The sequence below is a fragment of the Denitrificimonas halotolerans genome (genome assembly GCF_034259425.1).
In the GTDB taxonomy this organism is placed as follows: domain Bacteria; phylum Pseudomonadota; class Gammaproteobacteria; order Pseudomonadales; family Pseudomonadaceae; genus Denitrificimonas; species Denitrificimonas halotolerans.
The window spans coordinates 18,921-37,478 of record NZ_JAXIVU010000022.1 but is presented as its reverse complement, the minus strand read 5'-3'; the positions used below and the strand labels follow the sequence as shown (position 1 = coordinate 37,478).

Genomic DNA, 18,558 nt, shown 5'->3' with positions numbered 1-18,558 from the left:
ATTAAAAACAATGCTGGACTATAAATGCGCTCACGCAGGCATTGTTTTTAAGGAAATTGACGAGGCATACACCACCCAAACCTGTTCGAGTTGCGGCAGTTTGCCCGAGTCGAGGCCGAAAGGTATCGCAGGACTTGGAATAAGAGAATGGGCGTGCAATGGGTGTGGTGTCACCCACGAACGCGATATCAACGCGGCACGTAACATTCTCGCGGCTGGGCATGGTCGTCTAGCAGTAGGAATCCCTGTCCTTTAGGTCGGGGAGGATGTCAATAAAATTACCACCAAAGGCCACAGTAGATAGATTCACAGGCTAGCAGGTTGGGGTATTTGTTAGTATGACTTTCTAATTCTCATCGTTTTTAAGCACTGAACTATGAATGCACCTTTTAAGTTGCGGCCTTATCAGCAGGAAGCTGTGAATGCTACGTTAAAACATTTTCGCAAATCCGCTGAGTCAGCAGTGATTGTATTGCCCACTGGTGCCGGTAAAAGCTTAGTGATTGCTGAGCTGGCGCGTTTGGCGCGACGTAAAATTCTGGTGCTTACTCACGTAAAAGAACTGGTTGAACAAAACCACGCTAAATATCAGAGTTACGGAGTAGAGGGTGGTATTTTTTCTGCCGGATTAAATCGTAAAGAGCACCGTTACCAAGTGACTTTTGCTAGCGTGCAGTCAGTAGCGGCGAATCTTGCACAGTTCAAGGAAGAGTATTCATTAATCATTATTGATGAGTGCCACCGAGTCAGTGGCGATGAAAACAGTCAGTATCAGCGGATTATCGAGCAGCTGCGGCAGCACAATAAAGACTTGAAAGTATTGGGGCTCACCGCCACGCCCTATCGCTTAGGTATGGGCTGGATTTATCGCTATCACTATCGAGGGTTTGTGCGCAGTGAAGAGAAAAAGCCTTTTGTACACTGCATTTATGAGTTGCCGTTAATTTATATGATCAACCGCGGCTATCTCACCAAACCCAAATTGGTTGATGCAGCAATTGCGCAATATGATTTTTCTGTGCTGGCGCAGAACCGCTTTGGTGAATACGCGGAACAAGATGTCAATGCATTGTTGAGCAAGCATCGGCGGGTTACCCGCGCCATTATTGAGCAAGTGATGGAGCAAGCAACTAAGCGTCAGGCGGTGATGATTTTTGCCGCTACTGTGGATCATGCTAAGGAAATCACCGGTTATTTGCCGCAAGAGCAGACCGCGTTGATTACTGGAGCCACTGATCAGCGTGAGCGGGATGAGTTGATTCAGCGTTTTAAGCAGCGTCAATTAAAGTATTTAGTGAATGTTTCAGTGCTCACGACCGGCTTTGATGCGCCTCATGTGGATTTTATCGCCATTTTGCGCCCGACCCAGTCGGTTAGTTTGTATCAGCAAATCGTCGGGCGTGGTCTGCGCCTGGATGAGGGCAAACAGGATTGTTTGGTGATTGATTACGCCGGTAATAATGTCAATTTGTATCATCCTGAAGTGGGAGAGAAGAAGCCCAATCCCGATAGTGAGCCGGTGCAAGTACTTTGTCCTAGTTGCGGTTTTGCCAATATTTATTGGGGTAAAACAGATGGACAAGGCCACGTGATTGAGCATTATGGACGGCGTTGTCAGGGGCTGTTAGGTGTCGGTGAGGGTGAGGAACCCGTACAACCATTTGAACAGTGTGATTACCGTTTTCGTTTTAAAGAGTGCCCGCATTGTGGGGGCGAAAATGATATTGCTGCACGTAATTGCCAACAATGTAAAAAAGCTATTATTGACCCTGATGATCAACTGCGTGATGCACTTAAGTTGAAAGATGCCATGGTGATTCGTTGTGCTGGAATTACTGTAAGCAACAATCAAGACAGGCTGAAAATCACTTATCACGGGGAAGATGGCGAAGAACTCAGTGAAACTTTTGACTTGAGCAAATCTGCTCAGCGTAATGTGTTTAATCAGCTGTTCGGTCGGCGTTTAGCCAATGCCCAGACCCCGCAAACATTCAGCACGCTTGATGAGGTGCTGGCTGTGCAAGCTTTATTGCCTGCACCAGACTTTGTTATTGCACGCAAACAAAAAAAACATTATTGGCAGGTACAGGAGCGCATTTTTGATTACCAAGGTAGCTATCGTAAGGCATATGAAATTTAGTTCAGGCGAAATTGTATACGTTACTGATTGAACAGATGGTGCTAAAAAGAGATCAAAATACAACCTACAGTAACTTACATCCTCTCCGCTCTAAGGGGCGGTCATGCCCGACCGTGATAATGTTTTGCGCAGCATTTATAGTCCAGTATTATTTTTAATTGTCCCTAGCTAGCATCCAATACTGACTTGGCCATCGTGGTTTTTACAGGTTTTAAGTGACTGATATTGTCCATATAAACCTCGCTGCAGCGGTTGACTAGGGTGTGGCTAGACTTGTGCAGCACATCTTTTCTGCGATTGGCAATTTTAGCGTGAATGGTTTTGACTTGGGTTTTATTCCTAGTCCGTTGTGCTGTGGCTAGTTTATCTTCAAGGTCACGGTAGAAGCGGTCACGGCTATCTTCGCGGAAGCTGCCAGAGCGAAACTTATATTGGCTCAAGCCACAACTATCCTACATCTGATGTTTTGGTGTGTATTCTTAATGCTGTATACAGTACCAGTGCAAGCCAGTGCTACAAGGACTTTAGCAGCCTGGTAAGAGGCTGCTTGCGAAGTCTTTGTTATCCTTTTCGCACTAGAAAGTGTGAGGATTGCCGTTATTTGGTAAAGCCATGGCGTTATATTCTGCTAATATCGTTCGCTTAAAATAATTTGGAGACTACCATGCGAATCAAAAAATGGCTGTTGCTCAGTGCTGCTTGTTTAGCTTTTAGTGCTACACCTACTGTTGCTGAGGAAACCCGCGAGTTTTCTGTTTCAACGGTCTTATCTGAGGCTTTCCCTTGGGGGCAAGCGGCTGCTAAATGGGCTGAATTGGTTGAAGAGCGTTCCGAGGGGCGCATTACGCTAAAGGTCTATCCAAATGCCCAGTTGGTCTCTGGTGATCAGACCCGTGAGTTTTCAGCAATGCGCAGTGGTTTGATTGATATGGCTGTGGGTTCAACGATTAACTGGTCCACACAAGTGCCTGAGGTGAACTTATTTTCCTTGCCTTTCCTGATGCCGGATAATGCTGCAGTCGATGCGATCACTCAGGGTGAAGCAGGCGAGATGGTGTTTAATGCCATTGATAAGCGTGGTGTGGTGCCTTTGGCCTGGGGTGAAAATGGTTTCCGTGAAATATCTAACTCCCGTGGCGTTTTAAGTGAACCGGCAGATCTTAAAGGTCTAAAAGTGCGTGTAGTGGGTTCACCGTTGTTCCTCGATACTTTTAATGCTTTAGGGGCTAATCCAACGCAAATGAGCTGGACCGATGCGTTGCCTGCATTGACTACTGGCGCTGTTGATGGTCAAGAAAATCCACTGGCGGTATTTGACGTCGCACGTGCTGATCGTGCTGATCAAAAGTATCTGACCCTGTGGCACTACATGAATGATCCATTGATTTTTGGTGTGAGTAAGCGGGTGTGGTCAACCTTGTCAAAAGATGATCAAAGTTTACTTAAGCAGGCAGCAATTGATGCGGGCCAATGGGAAATCAAAAAATCCCGTGCTGAGCTAGAGGATACGCTACAAGCGATTCGTGAACGTGGTGTTGAAGTGACAGAGCTGACACCTGAGCAGCATCAAGCGTTTGTTGATGCCACGCAAAAAGTATACGAGAAGTGGACACCGCGCATCGGTAAAAAGCTTGTCGATACTGCGCAAGAAGCTATTAAGAACCGTTAATATTTACTCGCTTTAAAACCCAGCCCTAGCTTCTCTTGCTGGTGTTGGGTTTTTGGTCGCCTTGGTTGCAATAATTTATGTCAAAGAAACGAATACCCCTCGAATCTTGGCTGGGCATTATCGCTTTGTCTGCGATTAGTATAATTAGCTTAGCTAACGTAGTGGTGCGCTATACCACAGATGCATCCTTTGCTTTTACTGAAGAATTTTCTGTGTTCTTAATGGTGGTGTTGGCTTTTTCTGGTGCAGCAGTTGCCGCGCGTAGTAATGAGCACATTCGTATCACCTTATTAGAAAATCACTTAGGCTTAACGGGGCGCCGCATTGTTTATTTTTTGCAATGGCTGGGTAGTGTAGTGGTGCTTGGCTTAGTTGTTTGGTATGGCGGCACGCTCACTTATGAGGAATATACTTGGGAATCATTATCGCCAGGCTTGGGTTATCCTACTTGGATTTATTTGATTTGGCTGCCGTTTTTAGCCTGTGTGGTGATGATTCGCTGCACGCAAAATCTTTTTAATCGTTTGGCTGATAACGGCATGCAGCAGGGAGAGGAGCAATGAGTCCTGACTTATGGATGTTGCTTATTTTTGGGCTTTGTTTATTAATCGGAATGCCGGTTGCTTTTGCTTTAGGTTTAGGTGGTGTCGCAGCTATTGTGACCGGGCTGTCCCCTGATATGTTGGCTACACTGGGGACCAATACTTACAACAGCATAGCCAAATACCCATTGATTGCGATTCCGTTATTCATTTTGACCGGCATTATTTTTGAGAGGGCGGGGGTTGCAGCAAGCTTGGTGAACTTTGCTCAATCTTTGATAGGCCGCCGACATGGTGGCTTAGCCTTGGTTGCAGTGTTGGTTTGCTTAATTATGGGGGGCATGAGTGGTTCAGGCCCAGCTGATGCAGCGGCAGTGGCTATGGTGATGTTACCGAGCATGACTAAAGCGGGCTATCCGAGGCCCTTTTCTGCATCCTTAATTGCTGCAGCTTCATCAACAGCGATTTTGATTCCGCCGTCTATTGCTCTCATCTTGTATTCGGTGATGATGCCTGGCTTGGATTTACGGGCTTTATTTGCCGCTGGGCTATTCCCTGGGTTATTAGCGGGTGCATCTTTATTGGTACCAGCGTATTTTTTGGCCAAACGCAATGGTTGGGAAGCCGTGAAAAGCAGCGATGAGTCATTGCCCTCAATTCGAGCAAGCTTTGTGAAGGCGATTCCGGCTTTATTGGCACCAGTAATTATTTTAGGTGGCTTGCGCTCAGGCTTATTTACACCTACAGAGGCGGCAGTGGTCGCGGTAACTTATGGGTTGATCATTGGTGCTTTTGTATATCGTCAGCTGAGCTGGTCGAGCTTGATCGATATGTTGAATGAGGCAGTGAAAATCTCTGGCGTAGTACTGATCATTATTGCTTTAGCTGGTATTTTTGCTTGGGCAGGAACAACTTTAGGCACCTTTACGCGTCTAGCTGACAGTATTTTGGCAGTTTCTGACAATGCACTGCTTTTACTTTTATTGGTGATGTTGCTGGTATTGTTGGCGGGTATGTTGCTGGATGCGATTTCTATTTACCTGATTTTAACACCGATTCTAGTGCCTTTAATTCAATACTTTGAATGGAACCCAGTGTGGTTTGGTATTTTATTGGCGATGAATATTGCCATTGGCCAGTTCACTCCACCGGTGGCAATTAATCTGATGGTGACCACTAAGGTTGCCAATATTCGTCTTGAAGAAACCTTTGGTTGGGCGATGTTATTTATGGTGACTATGTTCAGTGCGCTTTTGTTGGTTTTATTTTTCCCGCAAATTGCCCTGTGGTTACCTGAGTATTTAGGGTATTCCACCAACTAAATAATCGGCTGGTTAGCCCAAAGGTGTACCAGCCGGTTTGCTCATGAAGTGGATACAGGGTAGGGAATAGCTCGTTCGGCTTTAGGTTTTAGGCAGTTTTTTTATTGTCCTGCACTTAACATAAAGTTCAGAAAGTGTGCACATTTGATTGATCGTGTTTTAGGTGGCGCCATGATTTTTTAGGTCTTAAAATCATCGCAACTCGAGTTTAGTGATGTGCTACGAAATTTGCTGATTTTCCTGCATCAAGAAAAATCAGCTATAGTCAGCGCTGCCTTTAACTTAGCTAGGAGGCTCGCTATGACTGTCCCTTTGCATTGTTTGTATTCTTTTCGCCGTTGTCCTTATGCTATGCGTGCACGGCTTGGTATTGTGTTTTCTGGACTGCAGCTTGAGTTGCGCGAAATTGTGTTACGAAATAAGCCAGTACAGATGTTAGAAATCAGCCCTAAGGGAACAGTCCCGGTATTACAACTGGCTGGCAGTGAGGAAGGAGTGATTGAGGAGAGCCGTGAGATTGTAGAGTGGGCTCTAGCGCTGAAGGATCCGCAAGGGTTATTAAAGACTGATCTAGCTTACGCTAATACATTGATTGAGCAGAATGATCATGAGTTTAAATACTGGTTAGATCGTTATAAATATGCTGATCGTTACCTTGAGTGTAGTCAACTTGAGTATCGAAAAAAGGGTGAAGTGTTTTTGCAGGTGTTGGAAACGTTGCTGAGCAAAAATAAATACCTATTAGGTGATGACATCAGTGTGGCTGACATCAGCATCATGCCGTTTGTTCGTCAGTTCGCCCATGTGGATCGCGATGCATTTTACACATTGCCTTATCCACACTTGCAGCAATGGCTAAAAGGTTGGTTGGAGCATCCAAGCTTTGTAACAGTCATGACTAAATACCAAGTTTGGCAAGAGGGTGATGATCCGGTGATGTTTCCTCCAGAGCGTTAGTTGATGAGTGTTGAGATATATTGAGATTGCTCGAAAGGCAATGTGAAACTATTGTTGAATATCTAGAAGTTCTACATCAAAAATCAATACTGAGCCAGGTTTGATAGAGCCAGCAGCTCGATTGCCGTAAGCGAGCTCCGATGGAATAAAGAACTTAAACTTGGCACCGGTCACCATCAATTGCACGCCTTCGGTCCAACCCGCAATCACTTGATTAAGCGGGAAACTGATGGGTTCGTTGCGCTCTACTGAGCTATCAAACACAGTGCCATCAATTAAGGTGCCATGGTAGTGTACTTTCACTGTTGAATTGGCATTGGGGTGAGTACTGCCTGTACCTTTATTCAGTATTTGATACTGCAAGCCTGAAGCTGTTTCTATAATTTCAGGATTGCTTTTGTTGGCAGCTAAAAAAGCTTTTCCTGTTTCGATATTTTCTAGAGCCACTTTTTTATCATTAGTGTTTTTATAAAAGTAGAACGCAGCTAAAGTAATGGCGAGTGCTAAAAGTACGAATTTCATGGCTTGACCTGTTTGAGTGGTGTAGTTCTAGGCTAAAGCCTGACTAGTATGGATGGACATCGGTACTTAAACTGAGGCTGGAGTTCTATTAGATAGTTTTGCTGTTAGTGTTACACGGTTCATTATCAAGTACGCTCAAAGATCAAAAACTTTAGCATGCGCTTTTCTTTTGCTCAATGCATATGGTTATAAGTATGAGTGAAGCGGGGCATTTAAATAGCGTGTGCATTTTGATTTCTGGTTTTCAATTGTAAGAGCACAGTGGGTAAACACGGTAGAATGCATTAATGATCTCATTTGGGGCTAAGGATTAGGGTGGAAAAGTCGATGTCTTTTACAAGTTTAGGGCTGATGCCAGCTTTGCTCGTACGTTTGCAGCAGCTTAAGTATTTACAGCCCACTGCAGTGCAGCGGCAGACTATAGCAACTGTGTTAGATGGGAAGGATGTTTTGGCTGCGGCGCAAACAGGGACAGGTAAAACAGCAGCATTTTCACTACCAGTATTGCAGATATTGTTGACGCAAGGCAGCAAAGTAGCACCCAACTGTGTCCGCGCGTTGGTGTTGGTTCCAACGCGTGAACTAGCTGAGCAAGTACATCAATCGATTCGAACTTATTTGGGCGAGTTGCCGTTACGAACAGCGGTTGCTTACGGTGGGGTGAGTATTAACCCTCAAATGATGCAGTTGCGTCGCGGTGTTGATGTATTGGTGGCAACCCCAGGACGATTATTGGATTTATATCAGCAAAATGCTGTGCGTTTTCATCAGATGCAAATTTTAGTGTTGGATGAGGCCGACCGCATGCTAGACCTTGGTTTTGCTAAGGAGTTGAATGCGTTATTCAGTCTAATGCCACAAAAGCGTCAAACTTTACTTTTTTCGGCTACGTTTTCTGGTCCAATTCGCACTCTAGCCGGTGGTTTATTGCATGAGCCGGTGCGCATTGATGTGACACCTAAACATTCGGCAGCTGAGTCAGTTAAACAGTATCTAATCGTAGTGGATAAAAAAGATAAAACCGACTTGTTTTTGCACTTATTACGAGAGCGTGAGTGGGGACAGGTTTTGGTTTTTGTACGCACTCGTAAAGGTGCTGAGGTGCTGCAGAAAAAGTTGAATGCGGCCCAGGTGTCTGCCGATGCTATTCATGGTGATAAAACTCAACCTGCACGTTTGCGTGCTTTGGAAGACTTTAAGGCGGGGCATGTGCAAGTTTTAGTCGCTACAGATGTTGCTGCCCGTGGTTTGGATATTGAGCAGTTACCGCAAGTGGTGAACTTTGATTTGCCAACAGTTGCGCAAGATTACGTACACCGTATTGGTCGGACGGGGCGTGCTGGATTAACTGGTGAAGCGGTTTCTTTAGTCAGTGCTGATGAGTTGGATGCACTGATTGCAATTGAGGAGTTGCTAGGTTTAAATCTGCGTCGTTTTGATGAGCCTGAGTTCTATGCTGAACACCGATTGCCGGAAACTAGCGTCGGTGTTGGACGGGTGAAGAAACCGAAAAAAACCAAAAAAAATAAGGCTGCAGCTGGGCAGATTCATTTAGGTGATGTGTTTGCTGCAGAGGGAAAACCTCGAGTCGTTGCTGTACGGCAACTACCTAAGCTTGCCGTGCATGGTCGTAGTCGACCTAAAACACAGTCCAAAACTAAGTGAGGCAAGACAAATAAGTTTTAATTGGTATTGGTTAAAGCGGTTAATAGTTGGTGGCAGTCAGTGGCATGAAAATCGGTGAGCTCCGGCCACAGGCTATTTGGGGTATTAACCTGTACGGCGTAGCTACCCGCTGCTTTAGCGGTTTTTAAATCCATGGAGAAATCACCAACCATGGTCATATTTTGCGGGGTGACTTGCCATTTTTGAGCGATTTTAAGGAGGCCATCGGGGTGAGGTTTAGGAATGGCCTGCTCACGACCGAAAATGAACTCATCCTCAAAATACTCTAGTAGATCGATGGCTTGCAGCGTTAGGTGGGCAAGCTCATGGGCGTTACGGGTTAAAATGGCGAGGTCGCGGCCTTGTTCATGTAAATAGCGCACTAATTCAATGGCACCAGGGGCTGGTTCAGAGTTAAGCGCTAGTTGGCGCTCGTGTTCAATCAGCCAAGCGTGTTTTTGTTGTGATTCCAGTTCAGGTAGAGAGGCGAGATGGCCCAAGATGTCAGCATGGTCGGGAATCTCTAAGGTGCGACGAATATAAAGAAAGTCATGGACAGCAATGGTCAATGTGCCGTCCATATCAAAGACCCAGTGTTGGCAGGTTTTTAAGTACTGAGACATGGTTTTAGTTGTGTACTCCTTATTTTTTCCAGTCGCTGCGTTGACGAATCAAGCCTTCTTGCGCTACAGAAGCCACTAAACGCCCGTCGCGCGTATAAATACTACCTAAAGCAAATCCTCGAGCATGATCTGCCCAAGGACTTTCGGTTGTATAAAGTAGCCAGTCATCTAAGCATATTTCTTCGTGAAACCAAATAGCATGATCAAGGCTGGCAACTTGCATATGAGGTTGCCAGATGGATGCGCCATGAGGAATGAGTGAGGTGGTTAGAATGCTAAAGTCAGATGCATAGGTCAGAATAAATTTATGTAATTCTGGAGTTTGGGGTAGTGAACCTGTTGGTTTAAACCAGATTTGTTTGATGGGTTCGCTGATCTCGGGTGTTAAAGGATCCAGAATGCGTACAGGCCGAGTTTCAATGGATTTGGCTCTGAGTATTTTTTCACGATTCTCTTTGCTTAAAAATTTGGCAAGTCGAGGTGAAAGTACTTCTTCTGAAATAAGGTCTTCTGGTGGTGGTACATCGGGCATTGGGCTTTGGTGGCGAAAGCCTTCTTCATGTTGGTGAAAGGATGCGCTACAAGTAAAGATAGGTTGCCCACTTTGAATAGCAGTGACGCGTCGTGTGCTAAAGGTACCGCCGTCACGCAGGCGTTCCACGTGATAAATAACGGGTTTTGTTGCATCGCCAGGGCGCAAAAAATAACCGTGTAAAGAGTTGGCAGGGCGTGAGGCGTCAACAGTTTGGCTTGCTGCAGAAAGGGCTTGCCCAAGCACTTGCCCACCAAAAAGCTGACGGAAACCTAGGTCTTGACTTGCGCCGCGGAATAAATTTTCTTCAATGGTTTCCATGCCAAGTAGCGACACTAATTGGTCGAGAGTTGAGTTCATGTTGTTCCTTGTGGCTGCCTATAGCTAGGGGTGTGTTAGATAAGAGTAGATATTAAAGCGTTTTTAAGTATTTGTCGGCTTTATGCCGCTAACTGTATGGTTTTGTTTGAGTTGTTTTGGTCGTGAAAGTTTTAGTTTTAAGGTGTGATTGCGATAGAGGTTGATTAAAACTAAGACTTATTACTGTATATTTTAGTCTTGAAGCTTGCGATGTAACTCAATGCACCGTAACCTTTGCATCGGAGAGTCAATCGGACAGTCGCTGTTTCGCTATCTTGGTAGCGAGAGGGAGGAAAGTCCGGGCTCCATAGGGCAAAGTGCCAGGTAACGCCTGGGAAGCGTGAGCTTACGGACAGTGCCACAGAAAATTACCGCCTAAGCATGCAAGTGCCGGTAAGGGTGAAAAGGTGCGGTAAGAGCGCACCGCACGGCTGGTAACAGTCCGTGGCTAGGCAAACCCCACTGGGAGCAAGACCAAATAGGGATCCGTTAGGCGTGGCCCGCGCTGGATCCGGGTAGGTTGCTTGAGGTCGTCAGTGATGGCGATCCTAGAGGAATGACTGTTCACGACAAAACCCGGCTTATAGATTGACTCTCCACCTCATCGCTGACCAACGACCGTTGGTCAGAACTTGAAAGATCAATTTTTTCTTTCCGCACTACGGTTTGCCGCCTTTAAGGTGTTCATTTCTATCAGATTATTAAGTTTTTGTCGCTCACCCGGTATCGGATCTGTAAAGGAATGCGTCTAAGTTTCGGAATTATAACGGCTTTTATCTGCTTATTGCTTGACGGTGAGCGGCCATGATTTCTATAGTGTGCATAAGTGGCATGAAGTGGGAAAAAGTGGGTTTTTTTATTTGAGTGCTGCATAATATAGGGGCATTGCCGTGTTTCGCGGATCTAGCGCTATTAATCTCGATGCTAAAGGGCGTCTTGCGATGCCGAGTCGGTATCGACAAGAGCTCATCGATCGTTGTGATGGTCAGTTGGTCATAACCATAGACCTAGCAGATCCGTGCCTATGTATTTATCCATTACCCGACTGGGAACGTATAGAAGCTCAGCTGAGTCAAATGCCCTCGTTGCGTCCTGAAACTCGCCAACTGAATCGCTTGCTGATTGGTAGCGCGGTTGATTTGGAGCTTGATAACAGTGGTCGACTTTTGATTCCTGCGCGTTTACGTGAACAAGCTGGGCTGACCAAACAAGTAATGTTGGTGGGGCAATTAAATAAGTTTCAATTGTGGGACGAAAAGACTTGGAGTGAGCTGCTGCAAGCAGATCTTGATGATATTAAAAAGCCTGATCACCTACCTGAAGAATTAATGAATCTGGTTCTATAACTATGAGTGAAGCGTTAAGTCACATCACCGTGTTGCTTGATGAGGCGGTTAGCGCCCTCGCGGTGCGTTCGGCTGGCCGTTACATTGATGGCACTTTTGGTCGCGGAGGCCATAGTCGGCTGATTTTACAGAACCTGAACAGCGAAGGGTTGCTACTCGGTTTTGATAAAGACCCGTTAGCAATCGCTACGGGCATGGAGCTGCAAAAGCAGGATGCACGGTTTTCTATTGTGCAACGAAGTTTTGCAGAGATGGACGAGGAGTTACAACAGCGAGGTTTATTTGGCGCGGTTGATGGTGTGTTGTTGGATTTAGGCGTGTCTTCTCCACAGTTGGATGATGCTGAGCGCGGTTTTAGCTTTATGCATGATGGTCCGTTGGATATGCGCATGAATCCTGAAGAAGGTATAAGCGCAGCGGAGTGGATTGCTGAGGTGAGTGCCGAGGAAATGGCGCGCGTCTTTAAAGAATATGGAGAAGAGCGTTTTGCTAGGCGCATGGCCAACGCGGTGATTGCGCGTCGAGCAGAAAAACCTTTTACGCGTACTGCGGATTTAGCGGCAGTGTTAACCGAAGCGAATCCAGCTTGGGAAAAAGGTAAGAACCCTGCAACGCGTGCTTTCCAAGGGATGCGTATCCATTTAAACAACGAACTAGGTGATTTGGAAAAGGGTTTAGAGGCGGCCATCGCTTCTTTGAAGGTGGGTGGACGTTTGGTCGTCATCAGTTTTCATTCGTTAGAGGACCGTATAGTTAAACAATTTATGCGCCGCTTAGCGAAGGGAGAGGCCGACAACTTGCCGCGTCATTTGCCCATTATCCCTGAGAAGTTTGAACCTATTATTAAAATTATCGGTAAGCCACAGTACGCCAGTGCTGGAGAGTTGAAAGCGAATCCACGTGCCCGTAGTGCAGTTATGCGCGTTGCGGAGAAGTTACGGTGAGTAAGATTTATGCAAAGCCATTACCGCGTTTAAGCGGTATTTTGCTATTTTTGCTTGTTGCAAATTTGATTTCTGCGGTAGCGGTATCTTATGCGTCGCATAATAGTCGTAAATATTTAAATGAGCTTTTTGATGAGACTCAAATTCGCGATAAAGCGCAGGCGGAGTGGGGACGTTTCATTTTAGAGCAAAGTACTTGGACAGCGCATAATCGTATTGAGTCTTTAGCCATTAAAGAACTTGATATGCACATTCCAGAGCCGGGCGCGGTAAGAATGGTGAGCCAATGAAGTTCTTGCCAAGCGTTGAGCATCCTATTCGTTTTTCAATTATTTTGGGCTTATTGCTGATTTTAGTTGCCACCATTGCAGGGCGCATTATTTATTTGCATGTTTTTCATCATGAATTCTTAGCCAAGCAAGGTGATGCACGAGCTGTGCGACATATTCCGATACCTGCACACCGTGGCGTCATTACTGACCGGCACGGCGAGCCTTTGGCTGTAAGCACACCTGTTTTGACTTTGTGGGCTAACCCCAAGGAGCTGGCAACTGACAAAGCACGTTGGACTGAACTAGCACAAGCGTTGCAGCTCAACCCTACAGACTTAGCCCAGCGGATTGAGAAGAATGCGGGACGTGAGTTCATGTACTTAGCTCGTGGCTTAACGCCTGAACGCGGGCAAAGTGTGCTTGATCGAAAGATTACGGGTGTGTATGCCGAGGAGGAGTTCCGTCGTTTTTACCCAGCTGGCGAGGTTGCAGCACATCTCGTTGGATTCACTGATATTGATGAGCGTGGCCGCGAAGGGATTGAGTTAGCTTTTGACCAGTGGTTGACGGGGGTTCCTGGGCAGCGTCAGGTTATTAAAGATCGACGTGGTGGTTTAATCCGCGATGTGCAGGTGAAAGAAAATGCTAAACCTGGTAAGCAGTTGGCACTTTCTATTGATTTACGTTTGCAGTATTTAGCGCATCGAGAGTTGCGTAATGCACTGTTGGAATTTGAAGCTAAGGCTGGTTCGTTGGTCATGGTAGATGTGCGCAGTGGCGAGATTTTAGCCATGGTGAATCACCCGACATATAACCCAAATAACCGCCGTAATTTAAATATGCAAGCCATGCGAAATCGTGCCATGGTTGATGTCTTTGAACCCGGTTCGACAGTTAAGCCTTTTTCTATCGCAGCAGCACTGGGGACAGGACGTTGGCAGCCTGAGTCTAGAGTGGATACCGGCAATGGCCATTTTAGAATTGGCCGCTATACGATTCGAGATGTGTCGCGAGGCGGTTTACTTAATCTGACTGAAATTCTGATGAAATCCAGTAACGTTGCGATCAGTAAAATTGCCTTAGATATTGGCGCTTTGCCTGTACACAAAGTGATGCAAGGTGTGGGGTTTGGTGCTGATACTGGATTGAGTTTCCCAGGTGAGCGTGTTGGTAACTTGCCAATGCATCGCAAATGGGGGGAAGCAGAAACGGCTACCTTGGCATATGGCTATGGCTTATCAGTGACTGCAGTGCAGTTGGCTCACGCTTACGCTGTTTTAGCTAATGATGGGCGTAATGTACCGCTATCTTTGTTGCATCTAGCTAACAAAAAGCCTGAAGGGGAACAGGTTATTGACCCGCAAATCGCTCGAAATGTTATGAAAATGTTACAAGCAGTGGTTGAAGAGCAAGGCGGTGGTGGCTCGCGAGCACGGGTTCCGGGATACCACGTCGGTGGTAAGAGTGGTACCGCGAAAAAACTTGCCTCAGGTGGTGGTTATACCAAGGATACTTATCGCTCTATGTTTGCAGGTGTGGGGCCCGTAGAGAATCCACGGGTTGCAGCAGTGGTGGTGATTGATGAGCCGAGTAAAGGCGGGTATTACGGCGGTTTAGTAGCTGCGCCTGTCTTTGGACGGGTGATGGCTGGAGCATTGCGCATGTTAAATGTGCGTCCGGATAATTTACCAGCTGAAGTGGATACCACCGCAGTTGGTGCAGTGCGAGGAGGGCGCGGCTAATGGCAATGCCTGTGAATAAATTGTTTCCTCAAGTTTCGAGCTCGGCGTTGATTCGAGAATTAACGTTGGACAGTCGAAAAGTGCGTCCAGGTGACCTCTTTTTGGCTGTGGTTGGTTTTGAGCAAGATGGTCGGGACTATATCGGTGATGCTATTGCGCGAGGTGCAGTAGCCGTGGCGTATGAGGCACAAGATGCCTTGCCCATGCAGGACAGTGAAGCACTTTTAATTCCAATCAAGGGTTTACAAGCGCAGCTATCAGAGATTGCAGGCCGATTTTATGGCGATCCAAGTCGTACTATGCGAATGGTTGCGGTAACAGGTACCAATGGTAAAACCAGTGTTACGCAACTGTTAGCACAGGCATCAGAAAAGCTTGGACAGTCTTGCGGTTTGATCGGTACGTTAGGCAGTGGTTTTTATGGTCGTTTAACCAGTGGTTATTACACAACCCCTGACCCTTTAGCCGCGCAAGCCACTTTAGCAGACTTGAAAAATTCTGGAGCAAAGGTTGTTGCTATGGAAGTGTCTTCCCATGGTTTAACCCAGCACCGTATTAGTGATGTAAAAGTTGATGTAGCCGTTTTAACCAATTTGACTCGTGACCACTTGGACTATCATGGCTCGATGCAAGCTTACGCAACAGCTAAGGCCCAGTTATTTAGTTGGCCACACTTGCGTGTTGCAGTATTGAATTTAGATGATCCTTTTGGTCGTGAACAACTTGCACAAACAACAGCACTGCGTCGCATCACTTATAGCTTAGCGGACTCGAGTGCGGATATTTACTGTCGCAATATTCGTTTTAGTAGTGCGGGTATCCAAGCAGAAGTGGTGACAGCCCATGGTGAGGGTAATTTGTTGAGCCCATTATTGGGGGGCTTTAATTTAAGTAATTTACTAGCGGTGATAGGAACTTTATTAGGATTAGGACACTCACTGGACCAAGCTTTATCGGTGATACCGAAATTACAAGGTCCGCAAGGGCGAATGCAGGTCTTGGGGGGGCATGGTCAACCATTGGTAGTGGTTGATTATGCACATACTCCCGATGCCTTAGAGCAAGTGCTCAGCGCTTTGCGGCCGCATGTGGCTGCTGCTGGACGTTTATTGTGTTTGTTTGGTTGCGGTGGAGAGCGAGATACAGGGAAACGGCCGTTGATGGCGCAAGTTGTTGAGCGTTTAGCTGATGGAGCGGTGCTTACTGATGACAACCCGCGTGGTGAAGATCCAGCAAGTATTCGTGCTGCAGTGCGCGCAGGTTTTAGTGCGCAAGCACAAGTCGTGGAAGTGGCAGATCGTGGTGTGGCAATCGCTCAAATCATTGCTCAGGCCGGTTGTGATGATGTCATTGTGTTGGCCGGTAAAGGGCATGAGGATTATCAGGAAATCAACCAACAACGCCAGCATTTTTCCGATCTAGAGCAAGCAGAGCAGGCGCTAGCCTCATGGCAGGTGGAAAATGTTTAAGCCATTACGGTTAAGTCAGTTGCTTGAGCCGCTTAAAGCGACCTTGCAAGGTGATGATGTTGAATTCGCCAGTTTAAGCACTGATAGTCGCAAAGTGAGTGCAGGGCAGTTATTTGTTGCCTTGCGTGGTGAGTTTTTTGATGGGCATGCTTATTTAGCTGATGTTGCTAAACGTGGTGCGATTGCTGCCGTGGTTGACACTTTTCAGGCTGAAATCAAAATTCCACAATTGTGTGTGGCGGATACCCGTCTTGCTTTGGGACGCATTGCTTTTCTTAATCGCCAACAGTTTACTGGGCAAACTGTTGCTGTGACTGGGTCAAGTGGTAAAACTACGGTCAAAGAGATGCTGGCCAGTATCTGTCGTAGTGCTTTAGGTGAGCAGGCTGTATTAGCCACTCGTGGCAACTTAAATAATGATCTAGGTGTACCTTTTACCTTGCTTGAGCTCAACGAGCAGCATCGTGCCGCTGTGGTTGAGCTCGGTGCATCCCGTCCAGGAGAGATTGCTTATACTTCGGCATTGGTACAGCCCATGGTTGCGGTTATTAATAATGCAGGGATGGCGCATGCAGGGGAGTTTGGTGGGCCTGAGCATATTATTTTAGCTAAAGGTGAAATTCTGGATGGTTTAAGCGCTGAGCACACAGCTGTGTTGAATCTTGATGATGCAGCTTTTGCTCAGTGGCGTGAACGTAATTCTGTGTGTCAGGTTTTAAGTTTTTCTCGGAGTAACCCGCAGGCAGATATTTATGCCAGTGGAATTGTGAGCAATGCCCAAGGGCGTAAAGGTTTTAATTTACAAGGGGCAGCCGGCGAGTGTTTTATCCAGCTGGCTGTCTTGGGTATGCATAACGTCAGCAATGCCTTAGCTGCAGCTGCTGCAGCATATGCTTTAGGTTTGCCGCTGACGGCAATTAAATCAGGCTTGGAAAACATGACGGCTATTTCAGGTCGTAGTGTAGTGCATGAATGTGCGAACCACGTGCAGCTCATTGATGACAGTTATAACGCCAACCCTGCATCGATTCGAGCTGCAATTGATGTCTTACAGAATATGCCTGGTCAGCGTGTCTTAGTGCTGGGAGATATGGGTGAATTAGGGGGGTGGGCTGAGCAGGAACATGCGCAGATCGGAGCATACGCTAATGGCAAAGTGGACGCGTTATTTGCCGTAGGTCCACTGATGCAACATGCCGTTGCGCAATACTCTGGTATTTCAGGGCACTTTTTTGATCAAAAGGGTCTTATTGAAGCATTGCTCGCACAAGTCAGCGGGCCTGCCACACTTTTAATTAAAGGCTCACGTGGGGCTGCAATGGAAAACGTTGTAAATGCTTTGCGTACTAACTTAGGGGACACACACTGATGTTGCTTTTATTGGCGGAGTTTTTGCAAGAGTACTATAAAGGCTTTGCTGTCTTTCAGTACTTAACTCTGCGTGGGATTTTGGGCGTATTGACGGCCTTAGTTATGTCCCTTTGGCTAGGACCGAAAATGATCCGTATGTTGCGTCGTATGCAAATTGGTCAGTCAGTACGGACAGATGGTCCACAGTCACATCTGTCTAAGTCAGGTACTCCTACCATGGGTGGAGCATTGATTTTAGCTTCGATTTCCATCAGTACTTTATTGTGGGCGGATTTAAGCAACCGTTATGTCTGGACCGTGTTGCTAGTTACAGTGCTTTTTGGCGCGATTGGCTGGGTGGATGATTACCGTAAAGTCGTTGAGAAAAACTCGCGCGGCCTACCTGGTCGTTGGAAGTATTTCTGGCAGTCTGTTTTTGGTTTGGGCGCGGCTCTGGTTTTATATTTTACTGCGCAAACACCTGCTGAGACTGAGCTGATTGTGCCTTTTCTGAAGGATATTAGTGTTCCTTTAGGGATGGGCTTCGTACTTTTGACGTACCTTGTGATTGTAGGCAGTAGTAATGCCGTTAATCTCACTGATGGTTTAGATGGTTTGGCTATTTTACCCACAGTCATGGTGGGCGGTGCTTTAGGTATTTTTGCTTATGTATCGGGTCATATCAATTTTGCTCAGTACTTGCTTATTCCACATGTGCCTGGAGTCGGTGAGTTAATTATCTTCTGTGGTGCCTTGGTTGGCGCAGGTTTGGGATTTTTATGGTTTAACACATATCCAGCACAAGTCTTTATGGGTGATGTCGGTGCTTTAGCTTTAGGCGCTGCATTGGGAACAGTTGCCGTGATTGTGCGTCAGGAAATTGTCCTTTTTATTATGGGCGGTGTGTTTGTGGTGGAAACTTTATCGGTCGTGATTCAGGTGATGTCCTTTAAGTTAACTGGTAAGCGTGTGTTTCGTATGGCTCCTATCCATCACCATTTTGAGTTGAAAGGATGGCCGGAACCGCGTGTTATTGTGCGTTTTTGGATCATTACCGTGGTGCTTGTCTTGGTGGGACTTGCCACCTTGAAACTGAGGTAAAT

18 protein-coding genes and 1 other RNA gene are annotated in these 18,558 nt (G+C 46.4%); 15 read left to right on the top strand and 4 right to left on the bottom strand.

Annotation, left to right across the window (positions count from 1 at the left end; all coding sequences use genetic code 11):
* Both TOI97_RS11910 and TOI97_RS11905 read left to right on the top strand, forming a co-directional pair.
* Window positions 1-256: transposase (locus TOI97_RS11910; protein WP_321554352.1), on the top strand; the 256-nt coding region annotated here is incomplete at its 5' end.
* Between the two features lie 120 nt (window positions 257-376).
* Window positions 377-2,140 carry a DEAD/DEAH box helicase gene (locus tag TOI97_RS11905; RefSeq protein WP_321554351.1) on the top strand — a complete coding sequence of 588 codons (1,764 nt, stop codon included), beginning with the start codon at window positions 377-379 and terminating at the stop codon, window positions 2,138-2,140.
* Between the two features lie 164 nt (window positions 2,141-2,304).
* Here TOI97_RS11905 and TOI97_RS11900 read toward each other — a convergent pair whose 3' ends face one another.
* Window positions 2,305-2,580, bottom strand: coding sequence for a transposase (locus TOI97_RS11900; RefSeq protein WP_321554350.1), 276 nt, complete (start codon window positions 2,578-2,580; stop codon window positions 2,305-2,307).
* Between the two features lie 224 nt (window positions 2,581-2,804).
* On the opposite strand from TOI97_RS11900, the gene TOI97_RS11895 reads away from it, so the two are divergent.
* From TOI97_RS11895 to TOI97_RS11880, 4 genes are all read left to right on the top strand, one after another.
* Window positions 2,805-3,809: a DctP family TRAP transporter solute-binding subunit gene (locus tag TOI97_RS11895; protein WP_321554349.1), complete on the top strand. Its 1,005-nt coding sequence runs from the start codon at window positions 2,805-2,807 to the stop codon at window positions 3,807-3,809.
* A gap of 77 nt (window positions 3,810-3,886) precedes the next feature.
* Window positions 3,887-4,372 (top strand): TRAP transporter small permease, encoded by a 486-nt coding sequence (locus TOI97_RS11890; protein ID WP_321554348.1) that lies wholly within the window; start codon window positions 3,887-3,889, stop codon window positions 4,370-4,372.
* Complete coding sequence (locus TOI97_RS11885) at window positions 4,369-5,673, top strand: TRAP transporter large permease (protein WP_321554347.1); 1,305 nt, start codon at window positions 4,369-4,371, stop codon at window positions 5,671-5,673. The genes TOI97_RS11890 and TOI97_RS11885 overlap by 4 nt, the downstream gene beginning before the upstream one ends.
* 300 nt (window positions 5,674-5,973) lie before the next feature.
* A complete protein-coding gene (locus TOI97_RS11880) occupies window positions 5,974-6,630 on the top strand; it encodes a glutathione S-transferase (protein ID WP_321554346.1) in 657 nt (218 codons plus the stop codon).
* 48 nt (window positions 6,631-6,678) lie between these two features.
* Here the strand turns inward: TOI97_RS11880 and TOI97_RS11875 are convergent, their stop codons facing one another.
* Window positions 6,679-7,152 carry an FKBP-type peptidyl-prolyl cis-trans isomerase gene (locus TOI97_RS11875; RefSeq protein ID WP_321554345.1) on the bottom strand — a complete coding sequence of 158 codons (474 nt, stop codon included), beginning with the start codon at window positions 7,150-7,152 and terminating at the stop codon, window positions 6,679-6,681.
* 327 nt (window positions 7,153-7,479) lie between these two features.
* Between TOI97_RS11875 and TOI97_RS11870 the strand changes: the two genes are divergently transcribed.
* Window positions 7,480-8,817, top strand: a complete 1,338-nt coding sequence (locus tag TOI97_RS11870) for a DEAD/DEAH box helicase (RefSeq protein WP_321554344.1) — start codon at window positions 7,480-7,482, stop codon at window positions 8,815-8,817.
* 17 nt (window positions 8,818-8,834) lie between these two features.
* Here the strand turns inward: TOI97_RS11870 and TOI97_RS11865 are convergent, their stop codons facing one another.
* Entirely contained in the window at window positions 8,835-9,440 is a 606-nt protein-coding gene (locus TOI97_RS11865; RefSeq protein ID WP_321554343.1) for an HAD family hydrolase, read from the bottom strand.
* Window positions 9,441-9,459: 19 nt separating this feature from the next.
* Window positions 9,460-10,332 carry an acyl-CoA thioesterase II gene (gene tesB, locus TOI97_RS11860; protein WP_321554342.1) on the bottom strand — a complete coding sequence of 291 codons (873 nt, stop codon included), beginning with the start codon at window positions 10,330-10,332 and terminating at the stop codon, window positions 9,460-9,462.
* Between the two features lie 243 nt (window positions 10,333-10,575).
* Between tesB and rnpB the strand changes: the two genes are divergently transcribed.
* The 8 genes from rnpB (at window position 10,576) to mraY (ending at window position 18,556) form a co-directional block, all read left to right on the top strand.
* Window positions 10,576-10,932: RNase P RNA component class A (rnpB, locus tag TOI97_RS11855), an RNA gene on the top strand.
* 290 nt (window positions 10,933-11,222) lie between these two features.
* Complete coding sequence (mraZ, locus tag TOI97_RS11850; protein ID WP_321554341.1) at window positions 11,223-11,678, top strand: division/cell wall cluster transcriptional repressor MraZ; 456 nt, start codon at window positions 11,223-11,225, stop codon at window positions 11,676-11,678.
* A gap of 2 nt (window positions 11,679-11,680) precedes the next feature.
* The gene (gene rsmH, locus TOI97_RS11845) at window positions 11,681-12,622 is read left to right on the top strand and encodes a 16S rRNA (cytosine(1402)-N(4))-methyltransferase RsmH (RefSeq protein WP_321554340.1); all 942 of its coding nucleotides are present in this window, start codon (window positions 11,681-11,683) and stop codon (window positions 12,620-12,622) included.
* Window positions 12,619-12,912, top strand: a complete 294-nt coding sequence (gene ftsL, locus TOI97_RS11840; protein ID WP_321554339.1) for a cell division protein FtsL — start codon at window positions 12,619-12,621, stop codon at window positions 12,910-12,912. Before rsmH ends, ftsL begins: the two co-directional genes overlap by 4 nt.
* Window positions 12,909-14,636 (top strand): peptidoglycan D,D-transpeptidase FtsI family protein, encoded by a 1,728-nt coding sequence (locus TOI97_RS11835; protein WP_321554338.1) that lies wholly within the window; start codon window positions 12,909-12,911, stop codon window positions 14,634-14,636. Before ftsL ends, TOI97_RS11835 begins: the two co-directional genes overlap by 4 nt.
* Window positions 14,636-16,105, top strand: coding sequence for a UDP-N-acetylmuramoyl-L-alanyl-D-glutamate--2,6-diaminopimelate ligase (locus TOI97_RS11830; RefSeq protein ID WP_321554337.1), 1,470 nt, complete (start codon window positions 14,636-14,638; stop codon window positions 16,103-16,105). The genes TOI97_RS11835 and TOI97_RS11830 overlap by 1 nt, the downstream gene beginning before the upstream one ends.
* Window positions 16,098-17,474, top strand: coding sequence for a UDP-N-acetylmuramoyl-tripeptide--D-alanyl-D-alanine ligase (locus tag TOI97_RS11825; RefSeq protein ID WP_321554336.1), 1,377 nt, complete (start codon window positions 16,098-16,100; stop codon window positions 17,472-17,474). Before TOI97_RS11830 ends, TOI97_RS11825 begins: the two co-directional genes overlap by 8 nt.
* Window positions 17,474-18,556, top strand: a complete 1,083-nt coding sequence (mraY, locus tag TOI97_RS11820) for a phospho-N-acetylmuramoyl-pentapeptide-transferase (protein WP_321554335.1) — start codon at window positions 17,474-17,476, stop codon at window positions 18,554-18,556. The genes TOI97_RS11825 and mraY overlap by 1 nt, the downstream gene beginning before the upstream one ends.
* Window positions 18,557-18,558 lie beyond the last annotated feature (2 nt).

Coding starts and splice junctions, on each gene's coding strand:
- tesB (WP_321554342.1), bottom strand. CDS start 10,332: ATGAACTCAACTCTCGACCAATTAGTGTCGCTACTTGGCATGGAAACC.
- mraY (WP_321554335.1), top strand. CDS start 17,474: ATGTTGCTTTTATTGGCGGAGTTTTTGCAAGAGTACTATAAAGGCTTT.
- TOI97_RS11835 (WP_321554338.1), top strand. CDS start 12,909: ATGAAGTTCTTGCCAAGCGTTGAGCATCCTATTCGTTTTTCAATTATT.
- rsmH (WP_321554340.1), top strand. CDS start 11,681: ATGAGTGAAGCGTTAAGTCACATCACCGTGTTGCTTGATGAGGCGGTT.
- TOI97_RS11880 (WP_321554346.1), top strand. CDS start 5,974: ATGACTGTCCCTTTGCATTGTTTGTATTCTTTTCGCCGTTGTCCTTAT.
- TOI97_RS11875 (WP_321554345.1), bottom strand. CDS start 7,152: ATGAAATTCGTACTTTTAGCACTCGCCATTACTTTAGCTGCGTTCTAC.
- TOI97_RS11890 (WP_321554348.1), top strand. CDS start 3,887: ATGTCAAAGAAACGAATACCCCTCGAATCTTGGCTGGGCATTATCGCT.
- TOI97_RS11905 (WP_321554351.1), top strand. CDS start 377: ATGAATGCACCTTTTAAGTTGCGGCCTTATCAGCAGGAAGCTGTGAAT.
- TOI97_RS11885 (WP_321554347.1), top strand. CDS start 4,369: ATGAGTCCTGACTTATGGATGTTGCTTATTTTTGGGCTTTGTTTATTA.
- TOI97_RS11895 (WP_321554349.1), top strand. CDS start 2,805: ATGCGAATCAAAAAATGGCTGTTGCTCAGTGCTGCTTGTTTAGCTTTT.
- TOI97_RS11830 (WP_321554337.1), top strand. CDS start 14,636: ATGGCAATGCCTGTGAATAAATTGTTTCCTCAAGTTTCGAGCTCGGCG.
- TOI97_RS11865 (WP_321554343.1), bottom strand. CDS start 9,440: ATGTCTCAGTACTTAAAAACCTGCCAACACTGGGTCTTTGATATGGAC.
- TOI97_RS11870 (WP_321554344.1), top strand. CDS start 7,480: ATGTCTTTTACAAGTTTAGGGCTGATGCCAGCTTTGCTCGTACGTTTG.
- TOI97_RS11825 (WP_321554336.1), top strand. CDS start 16,098: ATGTTTAAGCCATTACGGTTAAGTCAGTTGCTTGAGCCGCTTAAAGCG.